At 72.2% G+C, this 19,284-nt stretch carries 19 protein-coding genes; 6 read left to right on the forward strand and 13 right to left on the reverse strand.

Features of this window, described 5'->3' with window-relative positions:
* Positions 1–50 precede the first annotated feature (50 nt).
* Positions 51–983, forward strand: coding sequence for a superoxide dismutase (locus ABZU43_RS08545; RefSeq protein ID WP_355005869.1), 933 nt, complete (start codon positions 51–53; stop codon positions 981–983).
* A gap of 52 nt (positions 984–1,035) precedes the next feature.
* Here ABZU43_RS08545 and ABZU43_RS08550 read toward each other — a convergent pair whose 3' ends face one another.
* From ABZU43_RS08550 to ABZU43_RS08590, 9 genes are all read right to left on the reverse strand, one after another.
* Positions 1,036–1,545, reverse strand: coding sequence for a GNAT family N-acetyltransferase (locus tag ABZU43_RS08550; protein ID WP_355005870.1), 510 nt, complete (start codon positions 1,543–1,545; stop codon positions 1,036–1,038).
* A 149-nt stretch (positions 1,546–1,694) separates the two neighbouring features.
* A complete protein-coding gene (locus ABZU43_RS08555) occupies positions 1,695–2,582 on the reverse strand; it encodes a hypothetical protein (protein WP_355005871.1) in 888 nt (295 codons plus the stop codon).
* Entirely contained in the window at positions 2,551–3,150 is a 600-nt protein-coding gene (locus ABZU43_RS08560) for a DUF3618 domain-containing protein (RefSeq protein ID WP_355005872.1), read from the reverse strand. Before ABZU43_RS08560 ends, ABZU43_RS08555 begins: the two co-directional genes overlap by 32 nt.
* 22 nt (positions 3,151–3,172) lie before the next feature.
* Positions 3,173–3,568 carry a phage holin family protein gene (locus ABZU43_RS08565; RefSeq protein WP_355005873.1) on the reverse strand — a complete coding sequence of 132 codons (396 nt, stop codon included), beginning with the start codon at positions 3,566–3,568 and terminating at the stop codon, positions 3,173–3,175.
* A complete protein-coding gene (locus ABZU43_RS08570) occupies positions 3,565–4,203 on the reverse strand; it encodes a hypothetical protein (RefSeq protein WP_355005874.1) in 639 nt (212 codons plus the stop codon). Before ABZU43_RS08570 ends, ABZU43_RS08565 begins: the two co-directional genes overlap by 4 nt.
* A gap of 236 nt (positions 4,204–4,439) precedes the next feature.
* On the reverse strand, positions 4,440–4,901 hold the full coding sequence (locus ABZU43_RS08575) for a DUF3263 domain-containing protein (RefSeq protein WP_355005875.1): 462 nt from the start codon (positions 4,899–4,901) through the stop codon (positions 4,440–4,442).
* A 110-nt stretch (positions 4,902–5,011) separates the two neighbouring features.
* Complete coding sequence (locus ABZU43_RS08580) at positions 5,012–6,028, reverse strand: ABC transporter permease subunit (RefSeq protein WP_355005876.1); 1,017 nt, start codon at positions 6,026–6,028, stop codon at positions 5,012–5,014.
* Positions 6,025–7,035: an ATP-binding cassette domain-containing protein gene (locus ABZU43_RS08585; RefSeq protein WP_355005877.1), complete on the reverse strand. Its 1,011-nt coding sequence runs from the start codon at positions 7,033–7,035 to the stop codon at positions 6,025–6,027. The genes ABZU43_RS08580 and ABZU43_RS08585 overlap by 4 nt, the downstream gene beginning before the upstream one ends.
* A 121-nt stretch (positions 7,036–7,156) precedes the next feature.
* The gene (locus ABZU43_RS08590) at positions 7,157–7,942 is read right to left on the reverse strand and encodes a DeoR/GlpR family DNA-binding transcription regulator (RefSeq protein ID WP_091403015.1); all 786 of its coding nucleotides are present in this window, start codon (positions 7,940–7,942) and stop codon (positions 7,157–7,159) included.
* Between the two features lie 200 nt (positions 7,943–8,142).
* Here ABZU43_RS08590 and ABZU43_RS08595 point away from each other — a divergent pair, with 200 nt between their 5' ends.
* The 3 genes from ABZU43_RS08595 (at position 8,143) to nagA (ending at position 11,246) form a co-directional block, all read left to right on the forward strand.
* The gene (locus ABZU43_RS08595; RefSeq protein ID WP_355005878.1) at positions 8,143–9,072 is read left to right on the forward strand and encodes a sugar isomerase; all 930 of its coding nucleotides are present in this window, start codon (positions 8,143–8,145) and stop codon (positions 9,070–9,072) included.
* A gap of 114 nt (positions 9,073–9,186) precedes the next feature.
* The gene (locus tag ABZU43_RS08600; protein ID WP_355005879.1) at positions 9,187–10,140 is read left to right on the forward strand and encodes an ROK family protein; all 954 of its coding nucleotides are present in this window, start codon (positions 9,187–9,189) and stop codon (positions 10,138–10,140) included.
* Complete coding sequence (nagA, locus tag ABZU43_RS08605; RefSeq protein ID WP_355005880.1) at positions 10,137–11,246, forward strand: N-acetylglucosamine-6-phosphate deacetylase; 1,110 nt, start codon at positions 10,137–10,139, stop codon at positions 11,244–11,246. The genes ABZU43_RS08600 and nagA overlap by 4 nt, the downstream gene beginning before the upstream one ends.
* A 21-nt stretch (positions 11,247–11,267) precedes the next feature.
* Here nagA and ABZU43_RS08610 read toward each other — a convergent pair whose 3' ends face one another.
* On the reverse strand, positions 11,268–12,491 hold the full coding sequence (locus ABZU43_RS08610; RefSeq protein WP_355005881.1) for a DUF4032 domain-containing protein: 1,224 nt from the start codon (positions 12,489–12,491) through the stop codon (positions 11,268–11,270).
* A gap of 120 nt (positions 12,492–12,611) precedes the next feature.
* Here ABZU43_RS08610 and ABZU43_RS08615 point away from each other — a divergent pair, with 120 nt between their 5' ends.
* Positions 12,612–13,349, forward strand: a complete 738-nt coding sequence (locus tag ABZU43_RS08615; RefSeq protein ID WP_355006084.1) for a phosphatase PAP2 family protein — start codon at positions 12,612–12,614, stop codon at positions 13,347–13,349.
* A 10-nt stretch (positions 13,350–13,359) separates the two neighbouring features.
* Positions 13,360–14,595 carry an APC family permease gene (locus tag ABZU43_RS08620; protein ID WP_355005882.1) on the forward strand — a complete coding sequence of 412 codons (1,236 nt, stop codon included), beginning with the start codon at positions 13,360–13,362 and terminating at the stop codon, positions 14,593–14,595.
* Between the two features lie 19 nt (positions 14,596–14,614).
* On the opposite strand, the gene ABZU43_RS08625 is transcribed toward ABZU43_RS08620, so the two are convergent.
* From ABZU43_RS08625 to ABZU43_RS08635, 3 genes are read right to left on the reverse strand one after another with little or no spacing between them, the layout of a single operon-like run.
* Positions 14,615–15,400, reverse strand: a complete 786-nt coding sequence (locus tag ABZU43_RS08625; protein WP_355005883.1) for an ABC transporter permease — start codon at positions 15,398–15,400, stop codon at positions 14,615–14,617.
* Positions 15,397–16,386 (reverse strand): ATP-binding cassette domain-containing protein, encoded by a 990-nt coding sequence (locus tag ABZU43_RS08630; RefSeq protein ID WP_355005884.1) that lies wholly within the window; start codon positions 16,384–16,386, stop codon positions 15,397–15,399. The genes ABZU43_RS08625 and ABZU43_RS08630 overlap by 4 nt, the downstream gene beginning before the upstream one ends.
* Before the next feature lie 30 nt (positions 16,387–16,416).
* Entirely contained in the window at positions 16,417–19,272 is a 2,856-nt protein-coding gene (locus tag ABZU43_RS08635; RefSeq protein ID WP_355005885.1) for a BTAD domain-containing putative transcriptional regulator, read from the reverse strand.
* Positions 19,273–19,284 lie beyond the last annotated feature (12 nt).

Raw genomic sequence — 19,284 nt, forward strand, 5'->3', positions numbered from 1 at the left:
ACGTCACATTCCTCAGTGGAGTCATCCACTACGACGTCAGGTGGTGTTCCTTGCGCAAGCTGCTCTCTCTTCTCATCGTCCCCCTCGTGGCGGCGGCGACCCTGGTCTCGGTCGGTGCACCAACGGCGGCTCATCCGACGAAGCCGTTCCCCGCCCGGATCGCGCTGCCGAACGGGTTCACCCCGGAAGGACTGACGATCGGTCGGGGCACCACCGTCTTCGTGGGGTCCATTCTTGACGGTGCCGTGTGGCGGGGTGACTTACGCACCGGGCGCGGCTCGGTGCTGATCCCCGGCACACCCGGCACCGACAAGGCGGGCCTCAAGCTCGACCCCCAGGGCCGGCTCTGGACCGCCGACTTCTCCGGCGGGGGCGCGAGCGTGTACGACGCGGACACCGGCACCAGGCTGGCCCACTACCAGTTCACCGATGTTCCGGGCAGCTACGTCAACGACCTCGTGATCACCCAGCGAGCGGTCTTCTTCACCGACTCCGCGCGGCAGGTGCTGTACGTGGTGCCCCTGGGCCCGGGTGGTCGCCTTCCAGCCCCCACCGCCTTCCGGGTGCTGCAGCTCAGCGGTCCGGCGGGCACTCCAGACGTCTACCACAACGGGATCGTGGCGCTGCCGGACGGCGACCTGCTGGTCGCGCAGATGCTCACCGGTCAGCTCGTGCGCGTCGACCCGCGTACCGGCGGCAGCCGCCTCGTCGACCTGGGCGGCTACTCGGTGGACCGGGCCGACGGGCTGGTCCTGCGCGGACGCACCCTCTACGTGATCCGGAACCTGACCAACGTCATCGCTGTGGTCCGGCTGAACGCCGGCTACACCGCCGGAGTGGTGCAGCGGGAGATCACCGGCCCGCAGCTGCGTTCGCCGGCCACCGGCGACCTGCTCGGCTCGGCGTTGTACGTGGTGAACGGTCGGTTCGACGTGGAGTCCACGCCCAGCACCGACTACGACATCGTTCGGCTGCCGGCCTGACCCAGGCGGTCGGCGGCGACCCGTTGTGGTCGTCGCCGGCCCGACGGCCAGCTCAGAAGGCGGGCGGCGTCGAATCGAGGCAGATCTCGGCGCGTACCTTGCCGTCGTCCTCGCGCAGTTTCGCGCCACACTTCCGCAGGACCGCGACCGCGCCGATGTTGTCCGGGGTCGTCTCGGCGACGACCGCTTGCATACCAGCCCGCGCGGCGGCGTTCAGCAGCTCCCGCAGGGCGGCCGCGCCGATCCCCTGCCCCCGTGCCGAGCGCCCGAGCCACATCCCGGTCTCCACAGTGCCGGGCTCGTCACAGCGCGTCATCCGCACCATGCCCATCACCTCGCCGCCGACGAGGATGGCGTACATCTGCGAACCGGTCGGGCCGTCCAGCCCGCCGTAGCTCGCCCGGTGGAATTCGCGGAACGCCTCGCGACGGGCGAGCGACCAGCCGGCGGGTGCCTCGACCGGGGGCATCACGTCACCCGGCTCCGCCTCCGCCGCCGCTACGGAGAGCAACGGCTCCAGGTTGCTCTCGTCCACCGGCTCCAGCCGGACCGCACCCGCCACGTGCCGCAGTCTGCCGCCCTCATCGGCCGAAGTCCACCCCATTGGCCATCCACTGGCGGTCCGGACAGCGGTACCGGCCGGTCGGGCGGCCACGGTGTTCCACATCACGCTCTGTTGTCACCCGACCGGGTGTCGCAGGCCCAAAACGCCTACCCGAACTCGCAGAACACCACCGAGGCGTCGTCGCTGGACTTGTGTCGGCGCAGTCGGTCGGGGTGGTCGCGCTCGGCGTTGCGCACCCGGTCGATCAACGCCCCCGGACCGTCGGCGCTCAGCAGGTCGAGCAGACCAGCCCAGTCGGTCAGCGCGAACTGCTCCACCGCACTGGACGCGCCGTCACTGAGCAGCGCCGCCCGCCGCAGCGCACCGGGACCACGCCGGGGCGCGGTCCCGGTGACAGCGTGGAAGGCAGCGTCCGGGTCGGAGGCCGCCACCCAGTAGCCGTGGGTGCGGTTCATCCGCTCCCGCTGGACGCTCACGGCGTGCCGGAACCGGGTGACCGGGTCCGTCGCACCGCCTGGCAGGACGGCCACTGTCTCCCGCAGCTCCGCCATCGCCGCGTCCAACCGGTTGTCGGTGACCGCGCTGACCTGCCCGTCGACGTCAAGGACCAGCGGGCTGTCGCAGAGCACCAGGTAGTCCACCTGGTCGCCACAGTCCCGCAGGAGGCAGACCGTGCTGGACGGGGTGCCCGGGTGGTCGAGGTCGCACTGCCCGCCGTGGTCGGCGCGTACGGCGAGGATGGCCGCCGCCAGGTTGCTCGTCAGCCGGGCCGCCGGGCGCACCGCCTCGGCGACGCCGATCCGGGCCGCCAGGTGCCGGACGTACCACTCTGGCCCGTGCACGCAGCCGGTCTCGAAGCCGTCCGGCACCGTCGCGCCGTCCAGGACACCGACCAGCGGGCCGAACCGGAAGACCAGGTCCTCGTTGACCGGGCGGCCCGGGGCCGGCGCGGACGCGGAACGTACCCGCATCACCAGCGCCGGCCCCGGCAGACCGGTCGGGTCAACGCTGTCGAAAGTCGTCGACGGCCGCATGCGTCTCTCCCTGCAACTGACCGGCGGCCGAGCGGCCCTGGTCGCGTACCGTGGACACGCCCTGCTGGGCGTTGGACCGGACCGACTGCGCCGCCTGCTGGGCGGGCTCCCGCAGGTTGTCCTGCATCTGGTGGCCAACCTGGCTCGCCTGCTCGCGCAGCTCACCGGAGTGCTCACTCACCATGTTCCGCGCGCGCCCGGCGAGTTGCCGCTCACGTCCGCTCGGCGGGATCAGGGAAGCCGCCAGCAAACCGACTCCGAAGGCGACCAGGCCGGTGGCCATCGGGTTGCCCTGAGCCTGCTCGCGGGACTGCTGCCCGAGTGAACGGGTTTCGTCGCGTACCGAACCGGCCGCGTGCGACATCCGTTGGCCGGTTTCCTGGCCCAGGTGGTTCGAGCTGCCCATCATCTTCTCCTTCGCTCGGGTGAAAGCCCCGCGGGCCTGCCCGACGCGGTCACCGGCGATCCGACGCGGGTTGACCCTGTCGGTCAGCGCGTCGACGTCACTGCTCAACTCGTTGCGGGTGGTCTCGATCTCCCGCCGGATCCGATCCGGATCACTGGACATGACCTGTTCCCTCCCGACTCGTTCACCGACCCCGCAGGGCGTCCGGCAACTCCCGGGCAGTCTGCTTCGTCCGGGGCAGAACCGCACGAGCCCGCTTCAGCTGGGTCCGGGCGTTGATGAAGAGGCCACCGGCCACGGCGGCCCAGAGGACCGCGACGATCAGCGCCGCCCACCCCTGGTCCATCGTGTTGGACAGCCCCCACCAGACGGCGTACGACACGAAGAGCACAGCCAGGAATCCGGCCAGCCCGGCGGCGCCGAACATTCCGCCCGACTTGCCCACCTGGGTGGCTTCCTCGCGGAGCTCGGCCTTGGCCAGTTCGACCTCCTTGCGCACCAGAGTGGACATGTCCCGGGTCACGTCGCCGATCAGGTCGCCGACCGACGCCTGGGTCCGCTCCTTCTCCGGGGCGCTCACGGTGCCACCCCGCCGGGCAGGTCCCGCGCCTGCGCACCGGCAGGCGAGACGTTCTGCGCCCGCGCCGTACCCACGTACGGCTGCTGACCGGCGTCCGCCGGTACACCCTGCCCGGATGACGGGGCACGGGACGGACCTGCGGACTGACCGTTGCCCGAGGCCGGTGCGGTCAGGCCACGGGTGAGCCGCCCGACCAGCAGCCCGGCCACCGCCGCGCCCGCGAGGAACGTCGTCGGATGCTGCCGCGCGTACGTGCGCACCTCGTCGAGCACCTCGCCGGGTTCGCGCTCGTCGAGCCAACCGGCGGCCTGCTGGGCGGCGTCGGCCGCCTTGCGTACCACCTGACCGGCCAACCCGGAGTCGCCGTCCCGTTCGGCCATCGAACTGAGGTTCTGACCCAGGTCACGCAGGCCCGCGGCGGCCCGCCGCTGCTGCGTCTGTGCCTGATCACGAAGCTGCCCGGTGGCCTCACCTGTCAACTGCTGGGCCTGTCGCCGCGCCTCCGCGGCCACCTGACCGCCCTGCTCAGCTGCGGTATGGGCGACCTGCCCCCCGGCCTGGGCGGCCTGCTGGCCGACGCGCGACGCTTCCTGGCGGGCCTGCTGTCCTGTGCCGCTCTGGTTCGTTGCCGTCATGCCCCGCTCCTTTCCTGGGCCCGAGGTCGCGTGCGACCCCGGAACTCCTCCCGCGTACCCGCCGGGCCACCCGCCATGCGACCGCAACAGGCCCGCCCCGGCCCGCCGACCACCTCCGCGATCTTGCACATTCTGTCCCGACAAAAACCCCAAAGGCTGCTAATCAACAACAGCAAGTGCAAGATCGCCGGGGCAACGGGGTGAGGGGTGAGGGCGGGGTGAGGGCGGGCGGGGGGTTAGCGGCGGCGGTTGCGGGCTCGGGAGGAGCGCAGGCGACGGAGGCGGCTGATCAGCACCGGGTCGGCAGCGAGGGCTGCCGGATTGTCCAGCAGGCCGTTGAGCAGCTGGTAGTACCGGGTCGACGAGATTCCGAAGGTGTCCCGGACGGCCTGCTCCTTGGCACCGGCGTGCCGCCACCACTGCTGCTCGAAGGCGAGGATGGCCCGCTCCCGCTCGGTCAGCCCCGCCGCCGGATCGGCGGGCGGCGCCGCCTCGGCGGCGGGCGGCGCCGCCTCGGCGGCGGGCGGCGCCGCCTCGGCGGCGGGGGGCGCGTCGGCGGCGGCGGGGGGCGCGTCGGCGGTCTCGATGGACGGCGCCGGTCGGGGGTTCGGGACTGTCGGCCCGGCAGCACCCGCAGGCTCACCCGGACGAGCGTCGGTGGACGGCTCGGGGGCGGCCGGGGAGGTGTCGGCGGACATGTCGTTCAGCCTAGTCAGCGGCGACCAGGGACGCAGCAGGCGGCGCGGCCGGTCCGTACCGCCGGGAACCCCGACGGCCGGGCCGGCCGCGCCGCGTCACTTCGGTCCGGTCAGGTGATGTCGCGGCGGCGCATAGTCCAGAGCGCCGCCCCGAGGATCACCAGCACCGATACCGAGAGCAGGACCGAGGACTGCTGCCACGTGATGTCCATCGTGGCCGGTTTGCACTCCCCGTAGTAGGTCGCGTTGCAGGAGTTCCAGTCCTGCAGCGTGACCGTCTTCGTCATCCAGGCCAGGATGTACGTGGGCAGCAGCCAGGCCTCGGCGAACCGCACGCCCGCCATTCCCAGCAGGATGCCCAGACCGAACTGGCCGACGACCATCACCGCCACCACGCCACCGAGGGCCATCGCGGTGTGCCGACCCAACGAGGCGAGGGCGAAGCCGATGGTGGTGATCACCAGCACCAGCGCCACTCCGCGCAGACCGGTCAGCAGGAACGACTGCCAGACCCCGGAGGTCATCTTCTCGGTGCTGCCCCGGAACGTGGCGACCGCCCAGAACCCGGCGAACCACAGCACCGCGGCCGGGAGCGTCACCGCCAGGATGCCAGTGAGCAGCGCAGCCAGCTTGGTGAGCAGTACGGTGAGCCGCTTCGGCCGCCAGAGCAGCAGGTTCATCATGCCGCCGGTGCTCCACTCGGCCCCGACGAAGGACGCGCCGATGACGAACCCGACCAGCGCGAGGATCGCCGCGAACGGGATCAACGTCTCGTCGAACGTCTTCTTGAAGTCGAACGTCGAGGGCAGGAACCAGTCGGCCTGGATCTGGTCCCGGGACGGGGCGGTGATCACCGAGCAGTCGTCCGGGTAGCGGCCGTCAGTCGCCGTACCGGCCGTCTTGGCCTTCTCGCACTCCGCGCGTTCCTGTTCGCTCCAGCGCACCTGCTCCTGATACTGCTGGTCGGCCTGACGTTCGGCCCGAGCGAGCTGAGCGGCGTCGATCTTCTGGTTGGTGAAGAACACCCCGACCACCACCGCGACCAGCACCAGCAGGCCGAGCAGCGTCGAGTAGCGGGTGAAGCGCCGCTTGGTGAGCCGGCGCAGCTCCGTACGAAAGAGGCTCACGCGCCCCACCCTCCCCCGGCGGGACCGGGCTGACCCGTCCCGCCAACCTTCGTGGACTCGTCGACCTGCCGGTGCTGACCGGGTACCGGCGCGGTGGCGGTCAGTTCGAGGAAGACGCTCTCCAGATCGACGGCGATCGGCGCCAACTCGCTGACGTAGAGGTTCTTCTCGGCGAGCAGCCGCGTCACAGCAGCCGGCTTGTCGACGCCGGTCAGCATCAGGTGGTCCGGGTGACCGGTGACCCGGATTCCCGCCTGGGTCAGCGCCTCGGTGGCCACCGGCAGGTCGCTGACCGCCTCCAGCCGGATCCGGACCGCGCCGGACGAGTGCTGCGCGAGCACCTCGTCGACGGGACCGAACGCGACCCGCCGGCCCAGCGAGATGATGGTGACCGAGTCGCAGATCAGCTGGATCTCACCGAGGATGTGGCTGGACAGCACCACAGTCATTCCGGACTCGGCGAGGGTGCGCATCAGCGTGCGCATCTCCCGGATGCCGCCCGGGTCGAGGCCGTTGGCCGGCTCGTCGAGGATGAGCAGCTTCGGGTTCTTCAGCAGGGCCGAGGCCACGGCGAGCCGCTGCTTCATGCCCAACGAGTACGTCTTGACCCGCTCGCCGGCCCTGTCGCGCAGCCCGACGAGTTCCAGGACCTCGTCGACGCGGACGGCCGGCACCTCGCCCGCACCGGCGAGCAGGGACAGTGTGTCCCGGGCCGTGAAGTGCGGGAAGAACTGCGGGCTCTCCACTATCGCGCCGACCTGGCCGGCGACCGCGGGCAGCGCGTCGGGAACCTCGTGCCCGAGCAGCGCCATCCGGCCGCCGTCGGGTCGGATCAGGCCGAGCAGGGTACGCAGCGTGGTGGTCTTGCCGGACCCGTTGGGACCCAGGAAGCCGTGCACCTGCCCCGCGTCGACCCGCATGTCGAAGCCGTCGAGCGCGTTGCGGGTGCCGCGTCGACGACTCTTGTACGTCTTACGTAGACCTTCGATCTCCAGGACAGCTGGCAAGCTGCACCTCCCCCGATGTGTGGGCGTGACAGCCGACACCATACGCGGTATGCAGGAGCGCGCAATACCCGGTATGCATCGACTCGCCGATCAGGCTAATTCATCGACGGAGCGTGACCCCTCAGGCGCAGATGACCTGTACGCCGGCAGCGCGGAACGCGTCCACCACCTCCGGCGCGGCACCGGAGTCGGTCACCAGCGTCTCCACCCGCTCGACCGGGCAGATCCGGGCGAAGGCGTGACCGCCCAGCTTGGACGAGTCCGCGATGATCACCACGCGCTTGGCGCGGGCCACCATCAGGTTGTTCATCGCCGCCTCCCCCTCGTGGTGGGCGGCGGCGCCGAGCTGCGGGTCGATCGCGTCCACGCCGAGCAGGGCGACGTCCAGGGTGACCTCGCGCAGCAGCGCCCCGCCCAGTGGGCCGACCAGTTCGAACGACTTCGGCCGCACCACGCCGCCGGCCACCACGACCTTCATCCGGGACCGGACCAGCAGCTCGTTGGCGATGTTCAGCGCGTTCGTCACCACGGTGAGCTGGGCACCCTCGGCGCTGGTGTTCAGATCCGGTCGGACGGCGAGCGCCCTCGCCACCTCGGTACTGGTGGTGCCGCCGTTCAGGCCGACCACGGTGCCCGGCGTGACGAGCGCGGCGGCGGCGGCCCCGATCCGCTGCTTCTCGGCCGAGTGCTTGGCCGTCTTGTAGCGCAGCGGCAGGTCGTACGACACGCCGTTGGCGACCGCGCCGCCCCGGGTCCTCGTGATCATCTGCTGCTGCGCGAGCTGGTCGAAGTCACGCCGGATGGTGGCCTGGGAGACGTCCAGCCGCTCGGCTGCCGCCTCGACGCTGACCCGGCCGTTGTCGGTCAGCATTTCGAGCAGGGCGTTCCATCTGGCGTACCGGTCCACCGCGGGGGCCCTCCCAGCAACTGCACGGACGGTGATTGATTGCGTGCACACTAGTGCGCGAAACTAGGCTGGCGCAAAAGACTGACCTGCGCGATCGGCCGGCCGGTTGCCATGGTCACCCGCATTCGCGCAGAATAACGCGCGAAATGCGGGTCTAACGAGCCGTATTGCGCACCGATCGGCCCTGCGAGGAGTTTCCCATGGCGTACGTGGACGCGGAGATCGCGAGCCAACCCGACTGCTGGCGGGAGGCGGCCCGGCTGGCCGAGGTCGTGCGCGGTGACCTGCCGCGCCCCGGGGAGCGGGTCGCCGTCGTCGGTTGCGGCACGTCGTGGTTCATGGCGATGGCGTACGCGGCCCGCCGCGAGCAGGCCGGCCAGGGTGAGACCGACGCGTTCCAGGCGTCCGAGTTCCCCGCCGGCCGCCGCTACGACCGGCTGATCGCGATCACCCGTTCCGGCACCACCACCGAGGTGCTGGAGCTGCTCGCCGCGCTGCGCGGACAAACACCCACCACAGTGATCGTCGGCGACCCCGCGTCCCCAGCGGTCGGGCTGGCCACCGCCACCGTCGCCCTGCCCTTCGCCGACGAACGGTCGGTGGTGCAGACCCGCTTCGCGACCACCGCGCTGGCCCTGCTCAGGGCCCAGCTCGGCGACCCGGTGACAGCGCTCGCCGCCGACGCCGAGGTGGCGGTGCGGTCCCCGCTGCCGATCGACCCGGCCACCATCGAGCAGGTCACCTTCCTCGGTCGGGGGTGGACGGTCGGGCTGGCCCAGGAGGCGGCGCTGAAGTGCCGCGAGGCGGCCACCTTCTGGGCCGAGGCGTACCCGGCGATGGACTACCGGCACGGTCCCATCTCGGTCGCCGCGCCGGGCCGGCTGGTCTGGGCGTTCGGTGAGCTGCCCGACGGGCTGCCTGAGGATGTGGCGGCCACCGGCGCTGCCTTCGTGCACAGCCGCACGCACGGCTGGCGCACGGTGCTGGGCAGTTGGTCTGCCGGCCGTACCCCGGTCGACCCGATGGCCGACCTGATCCTGGCCCAGCGCTTCGCGGTCGCGCTGGCCACCAGCCGGGGCCTCGACCCGGACGCGCCCCGCCACCTGACCCGGTCCGTGGTGTTGGCGTGAGCGCGAGGAGTGAGCCGGGGTTGCGAGCCCCGCAGTCGCGAACCGAGGTGGCGCCGTGAGCGCGAGGAGTGAGCCGGGGTTGCGAGCCCCGCAGTCGCGAACCGAGGTGGCGCCGTGAGCGACGACCGCGTGGTCGTTGCGCTGGACGTCGGCGGCACCGGCATGAAGTGCGCCCTGGTCAGACCGGACGGCGTCGTGGTGGGCACCGAACGGCACCCCACCGACGCCGCACGCGGCCCGGCCGCCGTGGTCGGCACCATCCTGGACGTGGCCGGTGGGCTGGCCGACAAGGCCCGCGCCGACGGGCTCACCCCGATCGCGGTGGGCATCGCCGTGCCCGGGGTGGTGGACGAGGCACGCGGCGTCGCGGTCTGGTCGGCGAACGTGGGCTTCCGGGACGTACCCCTGCGGGACCTGACCGTGCAGCGGCTCGGCCTGCCGACGGCGCTCGGCCACGACGTGCGTGTCGGTGGTCTCGCCGAAGCCCGGCTCGGCGCCGGACGCGGCACCGGGCACGTGCTGTTCGTGGCCATCGGCACCGGCATCGCCGCCGCGCACGTCGTCGACGGCACGGCCGCGGTGGGGGCCCACGGCGCCGCCGGGGAGATCGGCCACATCCTGGTCCGGCCCGACGGTCCGCGCTGCGGCTGCGGCCGCCCCGGCTGCCTGGAGGCGGTCGCGTCGGCCGCCGCGATCGGCCGCCGCTACGCCGAACTCGCCGGCGACACCGCCGACGCCCTGGTGACCGCGGCCGAGGTGGCCGACCGGGCAGCGGCCGGTGAACCACTCGCCGGCCAGGTCTGGCAGGAGGCGATCGAGGCGCTCGCCGATGGCCTCGCGAGCGGGCAGGCGCTGTTCGACGTGGCGACGATAGTGCTCGGCGGCGGCCTGGCCCAGGCCGGGGACCGGCTGCTGACGCCGCTGCGGGCGGCGCTGCACGAACGGATGACCTTTCACCGGGAGCCGCAGCTGGTCGCGGCAGCCCTCGGCGACGAGGCCGGTTGCCTCGGTGCCGCCCTGCTCGCCCTGGACGCCGTGGGTGTCCGTGACCATCAGGAGAAGCGATGACCGTACGGGTGAACGGCCGAGTGGTGACCCCGACCGGAGTCGTCCGACAGGGCTGCGTCGAGTGGGACGGTGATCGGATCACAGCGGTGGCCGAGTATCCGTCGGTGCGCGACGGGCACTGGATCGTGCCCGGCTTCGTGGACATGCACACGCACGGCGGTGGCGGGCACACCTTCACCACCGGGGACGCCGACGAGGCCCGCGCGGCGGCCGACTTCCACCTCGCCCACGGCACCACCACGCTGCTGGCCAGCCTGGTCAGCTCGCCCTTTCCGCTGATGCGGACGGCCACCGAGGCGTTCGCCCCGTTGGTCGAGGAGGGCGTGTTGGCGGGAGTCCACTTCGAGGGGCCGTACCTGTCGGCCACCCGCTGCGGCGCACAGAACCCGGAGTACCTGCGCGACCCGTCGACCGACGAGCTGACCGAGCTGATCGAGCTGGGCCGGGGCGCGATCCGGATGGTCACCCTCGCCCCGGAACGCGACGGCGCGCTGGAGGCGATCAAGCTGCTCACCGCGCAGCGGGTGGTGGCGGCGGTGGGCCACACCGACGCCACGTACGAGCAGACCCGTGCCGCGGTCGCCGCCGGCGCCAGCGTCGGCACCCACCTGTTCAACGGGATGCGACCGGTGCACCACCGTGAGCCCGGGCCGGTGGTGGCCCTGCTCGACGCGCCCACAGTGATCTGCGAGCTGGTCGCCGACGGGGTGCACCTGCACGACGGCATGCTGACCTTCGTCACCGCGACCGCCGGCCCGGACCGCGCAGCGTTGATCACCGACGCGATGGCCGCCGCCGGAATGCCCGACGGCGAGTACGAGTTGGGCGGCCAGGCCGTCACCGTCGCTGACGGGGTGGCCCGACTCGCCCGCGACGGCGCGATCGCCGGCAGCACGCTGACCATGGACGCCGCGCTGCGGCACGCCGTGAACGCCGGAATCCCGATCGCCGACGCCGCACGGATGGTGGCCACCACCCCGGCGCGAGCCATCGGTCTGGGCGACCGGGTCGGAGCCCTCCAGGTGGGCCTGCGCGCCGATCTGGTGGTGCTCGACGACGACCTCAACGTGGTGCGGGTGCTGCGTGCCGGCTCCTGGGTGGAGTGACGCCAGGAACCAGGCTGGGTCTCAGCTCAGGCTGGGGACGTCGACGCCGAGGATGGCCTGCTCGTCGGGGCGGTGCACCAGCACGTCGGACAGGTACGACTGGACCGCGTGGCGCATCCCGACGTCCCGGCCGGCCTGCTCGGAGAGCAGCCACTTGTGCTCGATGATCTGGGCGAACAGTTCCTGCGGCTCCAGCTTGCGGCGCAGGTGCGCGGGAACGGCCCGGACCACCGGCTCGAAGACCTCGGTGAGCCAGCGGTGGGCCGCCTGCTGCTCGTCGATCAGGTCGCTCTCGGCACGGTAGGCGTCCAGGTCGTTGAGCAGCTTGCGGGCCTGGTTCTCCTCGGCGTCCAGCCCGGTCAGCCGCAGCAGCCGCCGGGTGTGGTAGCCGGCATCGACGACCTTCGGCCGAACCAGGAAACGCCCACCGTCGATGGTCGACATGGCCACCTCGGCGACGTCGAAGCCCAGCTCGTTGAGGCGGCGGATCCGGCCCTCGATGTCGCGCCGGGCCTCCCGCTCGATCGCCTGCTCATAGGTGATCTCGTGCCAGAGCCGCTCGTAGCGCTGCACGACCTCCTCGCACACCACCTCCGGGTCGATGGACTCGTGCAGCAGGCCAGCGGCCTGCAGGTCCAGCGCCTCACCGAAGATGTTCACCCGGGCGATCTCCAGGTCCTCACCGCGCTGACCGTTGGAGAGCGCGTTGTGCAGAGCGCCTGTCTCGGCGTCCACCAGGTAGGCGGCGAAGGCACCGGCGTCCCGTCGGAACAGCGTGTTCGACAGTGAGCAGTCGCCCCAGAAGAAGCCGGTCAGGTGCATCCGCACGATCAGGGCGGCGAGCGCGTCGAGCAGCCGGCTCATCGTTTCCGGGCGGAGGGTGTGCGAGAAGAGCGCCCGGTACGGCAGCGAGAACTGCAGGTGCCGGGTGATCAGCACCGATTCGAGCGGCTCCCCGTCCTCGGTCTGCCGGTCGGCGACGACCGCGACCGCCTCGACCGACGGGAAGTCGATCCGCTCCAGGGCCCGGAGCAGGTCGTACTCCCGCTCGGCGATCCGCTCGCGGGTCTCCTTGAACGCGTACACGTAGTCGCCCAAACGGACGAAACGGACGATGTGCCGGGAGATGCCCTGCGGCAGCGCCACCAGGTGCTGGGCAGGCCACTCCTCCAGCGGTGTCGACCAGGGCAGGTCGAGCAGCGCCGGGTCCACGAGAGCAGACGTGATCCGCACGGGCACAAGCATGACTGGTCGTCCCCCTCATCCGCCTCTGATCGTGGTTGGGCCCACAGCGCCGCACACCCCGGCCTCGCGCCGGGCCGGTAGCGTGGTCGCGTGCTCAAACCCACAGCGGTACGACGTGACCTGCGGCTACGGCCCGTTCGCCCGGCCGGCTGGTGGTTCGACGCGCTTCTACTGGTCGGTCTGGTCGGGTTGACGGTGGCGCTCGCCGCCGACCAGCTCTTCGGATTGGACCGGGCGGTCGCCGACTGGGCCGACGGGCACCGGCCGGCGGCCGCGTACTGGGTCGCCCGGGTGCTGAACTTCCTCGGCCAGGGCACCCCGCTGACCCTGATCGGCGTCGGGCTGGGCGTGCTGCTGGCCGTCCGGCTGCGGTCGGTACGGCCGATCCTGCTGCCGGTGGTCGGGTTCGTGATCACCACCTTCACGATCGGTCCGCTGAAGGTCTGGACCGCGCGGGCGGCACCGAGCGCCAGCGTCAAGGAGCCGTTCCTGGCACCCGAGCAGACCCTGCCGCTGTTCCACGACGACCTGCCGGTGCGGTTCGCCCAGTCCTACCCGTCGGGCCACGTCGCCAACGCGATCGTCTGGTACGGGGTCATCGCGCTGCTGCTCGCCCCACTGGCCCGCACTTTCGGCCGGCAACTCCCGAGCCGGCTCGTCACCGTGATCCGCGTCGTACCGCCGCTGGTCGTCCTCACCACCACCACCTACCTCGGCTGGCACTGGCTGACCGACTCGGTCGCCGGGCTGCTGCTGGGCCTGCTCCTGGACCGGCTGCTGCACCGGGTGCCCTGGGACGATCTGCCGCTCCCCGGCCGGTTACGCGCGTGGGACCGGCCGTTCACCTCGTACCCCTAGGTTCTGATTCATGGATCAACTGGCGCGGCGGCTGGGCGTACCCGATGCGGTTGTCATCGGGTTGGGCTCAATGCTGGGCGCTGGCGTCTTCGTGGTCTTCGGCCCGGCGGTGGCGGCGGCCGGCGGTGCCGGCCTGCTGCCCGCGCTGGCGCTGGCCGGCTTCGTGGCCTTCTGCAACGCGACCAGTTCGGCGCGGCTGGCGGCCCGGTACCCGGAGTCCGGCGGCACCTACGTCTACGGCCGGGAGCGCCTCGGGCCCTTCGCCGGTTTCCTGGCCGGTTGGGGCTTCGTGGTCGGCAAGACGGCGAGCTGCGCGGCGATGGCGTTGACCGTCGGGGCGTACCTCTGGCCGGGCCAGGCCCGACTGGTAGCCGTCGGCGCGGTGCTCGCGGTGACCGCGGTGAACCTTCGCGGCATCGGCAAGACCGCCACCGTGACCAGGGCGTTGGTCGCGCTGGTGCTGGCGGTGCTGGCAGTGGTCACCGTCGTCGGCCTGGTCGGTGGGCCGGTGCATCTGGGCCGGCTCGGCGAGCCCGGCGGCTCGGCGCGGGGCGTGCTCACCGCCGCCGGGTTGCTGTTCTTCGCCTTCGCCGGGTACGCCCGGATCGCCACGCTGGGCGAGGAGGTCCGCGATCCGCAGCGGACCATCCCGCGCGCGGTGCCGCTGGCGCTCGGGGTGGTGCTCGTGATCTACCTGGTGCTGGCGGCGGTCACCCTCGGCGTGCTCGGCGCCGACCGGCTGGCCGGATCCGCCGCGCCCCTGGTCGACGTGGTGACCGCCGCCGGGCTGCCCGGCCTGGCGTGGGTGGTCCGCGCCGGCGCCACCATCGCGGTCGTCGGGGTGCTGCTGTCCCTGGTCGCCGGGGTCGGTCGGACCACCCTCGCCATGGCCCGCCGCCGTGATCTGCCCGGTGCGCTGGCAGCGGTGCACCCGGTGCACCAGGTGCCGCACCGCGCCGAACTGGCGGTGGCCGCCGTGGTGATCGTGGTGGTGCTGCTCGGTGACGTACGCGACGCGATCGGCTTCTCCAGCTGCACGGTGCTGGTCTACTACGCGATCACCAACGCGTCTGCGCTCACCCTGGGGCGGGACCCGGACCGGCGGTTGCCGGTCCGGGTGCTCGCCGTTCTCGGGCTGGTCGGGTGCCTGCTGCTCGCGGTCAACCTGCCGCTGAGCAGCGTGATCGCCGGCTTCGGTGTGCTCGCCGTCGGTGCCGCCTTCCACGCCCTGCGGGCCCGCCGCTGACCCTGGCAGACGGCCGGAGTCAGCGGCTCAACCGTTGGTAGCGGCGCACGGCCAGCGGGGCGAACGTCGCGATCAGCAACACCGGCCACAGCACCGCCAACAGCATCGCGTGCTCCGCCGGCCAGGAGTCACCACCCAGGCCCGGGTTGCCGAACAGTTCGCGGATCGCCGCGACGGTGGCCGACAGCGGATTCCACTCCGAGATCGTCCCGATGACCGACGGCATCAGCTCGGGCGACACGAAGACGTTGGAGATCGCGGTCAGCGGAAACGCCGCCGGAAAGACGATGACGCCGACGGTGTCCGGATTGCGGACCAGAAGCGCCAGGTAGATCCCCATCCAGGTGATGGCGACCCGCAGCAGCAGGAGGAGCCCGACGGCGAGCAACGCCCTGCCCACACCCTCGCGCCACTGCCATCCGACGAGCAGGCCACACACCAGGAGGGTGGACATCTCCAGCAGTGCGCGCAGCAGGTCGGCGGCGCTACGACCTGTCATCAGGGCGGACCGTGCCATCGGCATCGACCGGAACCGGTCGACCACACCCCGGCTGAGGTCCAGCGCCACGCCGGTCGCTGTGGCCCCCAACCCGTAGAGCATCGTCATCACGAAGACCCCGGGCAGCAGGAACTCGCGGTAGTCGCCACCACCCGGCACCTGCATGCCGCTGCCGAACACGTACCCGAAGACCAGCACGAACATGATCGGCAGCGAGAAGTAGAGGATCAGCTCCTCCGGCGCGCGAACCACGTGGGTCATGTTCCGCCTGGTCATCGTCCAACCGTCGACGATCGCCGTCGTCATGCCATCTCCACAGTTCGTCCGGCCCCGACCGGCTCGCGGGCCTCATCCGGCCGGTGCCCGGTCAGGTGCAGGAATGCCTCGTCCAACGTCGCGCGCCGCAGGCCGATGTCCTCGACAGCGATCCCGGCGTCGTCCAGCGCGCGAACCACGTCGACCAGGCCGGCGACGCGATCGACCACCGGCACGCTGAGCCGTCGAACCTCCCTGTCGAGTTCGGGCTCCGCACCGCAGATCCGCGCGACGAGGCGGGCCGCCTGGCTCAGCTCGGCCGCGTCGCGGACCACCACCTCGATCCGGTCGCCGCCGGTCATCGCCTTGAGTTGGTCCGGTGATCCCTCGGCCACAACCCGACCGGCGTCGATCACCGAGATCCGGTCGGCGAGCTGATCGGCCTCCTCCAGGTACTGCGTGGTGAGCAGGACCGTCGTCCCGTCCGCCACGAGACCTCGGACCAGGTCCCACACCTGGTTGCGGCTGCGCGGGTCCAGGCCGGTCGTCGGCTCGTCCAGGAACAACACCCGCGGCGTACGGATCAGACTGGCGGCGAGGTCCAACCGGCGACGCATCCCACCCGAGTACTCACCGGCGGACCGGCTCGCCGCCTCGTCCAGCCCGAACCGTTCCAGCAGCTCATCGGCGCGTCGGCGGGTCTCCCGTCGGCCGAGCCGGAACAGCCGGCCGAACAGCTCCAGGTTCTGCCGGCCGCTGAGGATCTCGTCGACCGCGGCGTACTGCCCGGTCAGCCCGATCCGGGCGCGCACCTCGTCCGGCTGGCGCAGCACGTCGTACCCGGCCACCGTGGCCCTTCCCGTGTCGAAGCGCAGCAGCGTGGTGAGGATCCGTACGGCAGTCGTCTTGCCCGCGCCGTTCGGTCCCAGCAGTCCGTGGACCGTGCCGGGCGGCACGGTCAGGTCGAACGTGTCGAGCGCCCTGGTCGGGCCGTACCGCTTGCCCAGACCCTCGGCGACCACCTCGAATGTCGTCATGCCCCCACGGTGCGGCCCGACGCTGACCGGTCACGCACCGCCCGCTGACGGCGGCGCACCGGCCTTCTCCGCCTCGGTGATCTCCTTCAGGACGAGAACGATCTCCGCGCGGGCGGCCTCGCCGACGTACCAGCCGGTGAGCCCACCGGCCAACGCCTCCTCGCAGAACCGCCTCGCGGCGGCCAGGTCCCCTCGTACCCGGGCCACCTGGGCGAGGCCGAGCCGCGCGCTGGCCACGAACTCGGGCGCGCCGCTGCCCTGCGCGAGGAGCAGCGAACCGGTGAAGTCGTCGTGCGCCGCCGCGAGGTCACCGGCGCGCAGCCTGATCTCGCCCCGGGTACGCAGCATGTCGGCCTGGTCGACGGCCGATCCGAGTGCCTCGACCAGCCTCATGGCCTCGTCCATGTGGGCGCCGGCGGTCTCCGCATCGCCCTGCAGGGCGGCCAGTTCGCCGAGCGCACCGAGCGTGATCATGGTGCCCCACCGGTCCCCGGTGCCGCGGAAGCCGTCGAGCGCTGTGGTCAGCGCGGTCCTGGCCCGGTCACGTTGGTCGCTCCACATCAGGGCCGCGCCGCTGCCCATCGCGCCGAGCGCGTTGATCCACGCGTCCTCCGGGCCGACCAGCCGCCGCAGCTCCCCCATCAGCTCGTCGACATCCTCGGCGCCGCCGGACGGCGGCCCGGTCGAGATCCCCGACAGGTACAGCAGGAACGGCTGTCGCGGCGTCCGGTCGAGACTGCGGATCACGGACGACTGCGTCCCGACCGCCGGCAGGTGGCCGACGCCTGCGAGCGAGGCGTTGTAGACGCAGAGGGCGAACTCCTCACCCATCCCCGGCGGTGCCTCGGTGCCGAGCAGTTCGAGGACGTCCGCGGCGAGCCGCGCCCCTTCCCCGCGCATGCCGCCCAGCCACCAGTAGAACGACAGGGCCGCGACCATCCCGGCCGCGCCGGACGCGTCGCCGGCCGCTGTGGCCCGACGCAACGCCGCGTGCAGGTTGTCCCGCTCGGCGTCCAGCAGTCGCAGCCAGTGCAGTTGCTCCGCGCACCGGAGGTGGTCGCTGGCGGTCCAGGCGAACTCCAGGAAGTACGCGGTGTGCGCGCGACGCAGTTGGTCGGCCTCGCCGGCCTCGGCGAGACGCTCGGCGCAGAAGGCCCGCACCGTTTCGAGCATCCGGTACCGGCCACCCGTCATCTCCACGAAGGACTTGTCGACCAGACCGGTGAGCGCGTCGAAGAACTCGGCGGTGGGCAGGCCACAGACCCGCTCGGCCGCCTCCAGCGTGGCCCCACCGGCGAAGACGGTCAGCCGTCGGGCCACTTCCCGTTCGGCGTCGTCGAGCAGATCCCAACTCCACTCGACCACGGCCCGCAGGGTGCGGTGTCGCGGCGACGCGGCCCGGTTGCCCGTCGACAACAGCCGGAACCGGTCGTCGAGACGGGCGGCCACCTCGGCGACGGGCAACGCCCGCAGCCGCGCGGCGGCCAACTCGATCGCCAGCGGCAGGCCGTCCAGGCTTCGGCAGATCCGCAGCACCATCTCGACGTTGGCCGGCGTGACGGTGAAGTCGGGCGCGACGTCGGCGGCCCGTTGGGCGAAGAGGTCAACCGCCGCGTAGTCGTCGGCGTCCGGCGCGGACGCCCCGAGCGGTGGCAGGCTGAGCCCGGACAGCGGGCACAGCGCCTCACCGGCCAACCCCAGCGGCTCCCGACTGGTGGCCAGGACGCGCAACGCCGGGCACGCGCTCAGCAACCGGGCCGCCAGCCGGGCCGCGTCGACGAGGACGTGCTCGCAGTTGTCGAGCACCAGCAGCAGCCGCCGCTCGGCCAGCGCCTCGATCAACCGGTCGGTGGTCTGCCAGCCCGGCTCGGCCGGGGCGCGCAGGCCCGCGTCGCGCAGGCCGAGGGCGCTCAGCACCGCCTGCGGGACATCAGGACCGTCGGCCAGCCCGGCCAGCTCGACGAGACGGACCTCCCCGTCGACCCGGCCGGCCGCCTCGATCGCCAGGCGCGTCTTGCCCGCGCCCCCGGGACCGGTGAGGGTGACGAGCCGCCGCTCTCCGAGCAGGTCGCCGACGCGCTTGAGCTCCTCCTCGCGCCCGACGAAGGTGGTGAGTTGGCTCGGCAGCACCGGTTCGGCCGGCCCGCGTTCCGCACCACGCAGCACCGCCAGGTGAACGGCGGCCAGCTCCGCCGACGGGTCGACGCCGAGCTGCTCGGCCAGCGTGTGCCGGGCGTCCTCGTACTCGGCCAGCGCCTCCGCCGGCCGACCCAGTGCCGCCAGGGCACGCATCAGCTGGCCCCGCGAGCGCTCCCGCAGGGGATGCGCGACGACCACCTCCCGCAACTCCGCGATCAGGGCGCTCTGTGCGCCCAACGCCAGGTCCGCCTCGATCCGATCCTCGATGGCGGCCAACCGCAGCTCGTCCAGCCGGGCCGCCTGGGCGGGCGCGCCGGCTGCGCCGATGGCATCGGCCAGGGCGGGACCGCGCCACAGCTCCAGCGCCTCGCGCAACACCGCCGCCGCGCGGGGCCAGTCGCCGTCGACGAGCGCGCGGCGTCCCGACTCGGCGAGCCGTTCAAAGCGGTACGCGTCGACGTCGTCGGGATCCACCGCCAAGCGGTAACCGGCCGGGTGGAACTCGACCGGGTCGTGCCCGGCGGGCAGTGCCTGGCGCAGTCGCGACACCTGGGACTGGAGCGCGTTGGCCGCACCTCGGGGCGGGTGCTCGCCGTACAGGCCGTCGATCAGTCGGTCGGCGGAGACGACCCGACCCGCGTCGAGCAGGAGCAGCGCCAGCAGGGCGCGCAGCCGAGGGCCGCCCACGGGGACCTCTCGCCCGTCGGCCAGCACGACCTGGGTCGGACCCAGGATGCGGAAACGCATGCCATGGATTGT

This window comes from Micromonospora sp. NPDC005205 (assembly GCF_040608275.1).
Taxonomy (GTDB): domain Bacteria; phylum Actinomycetota; class Actinomycetes; order Mycobacteriales; family Micromonosporaceae; genus Micromonospora.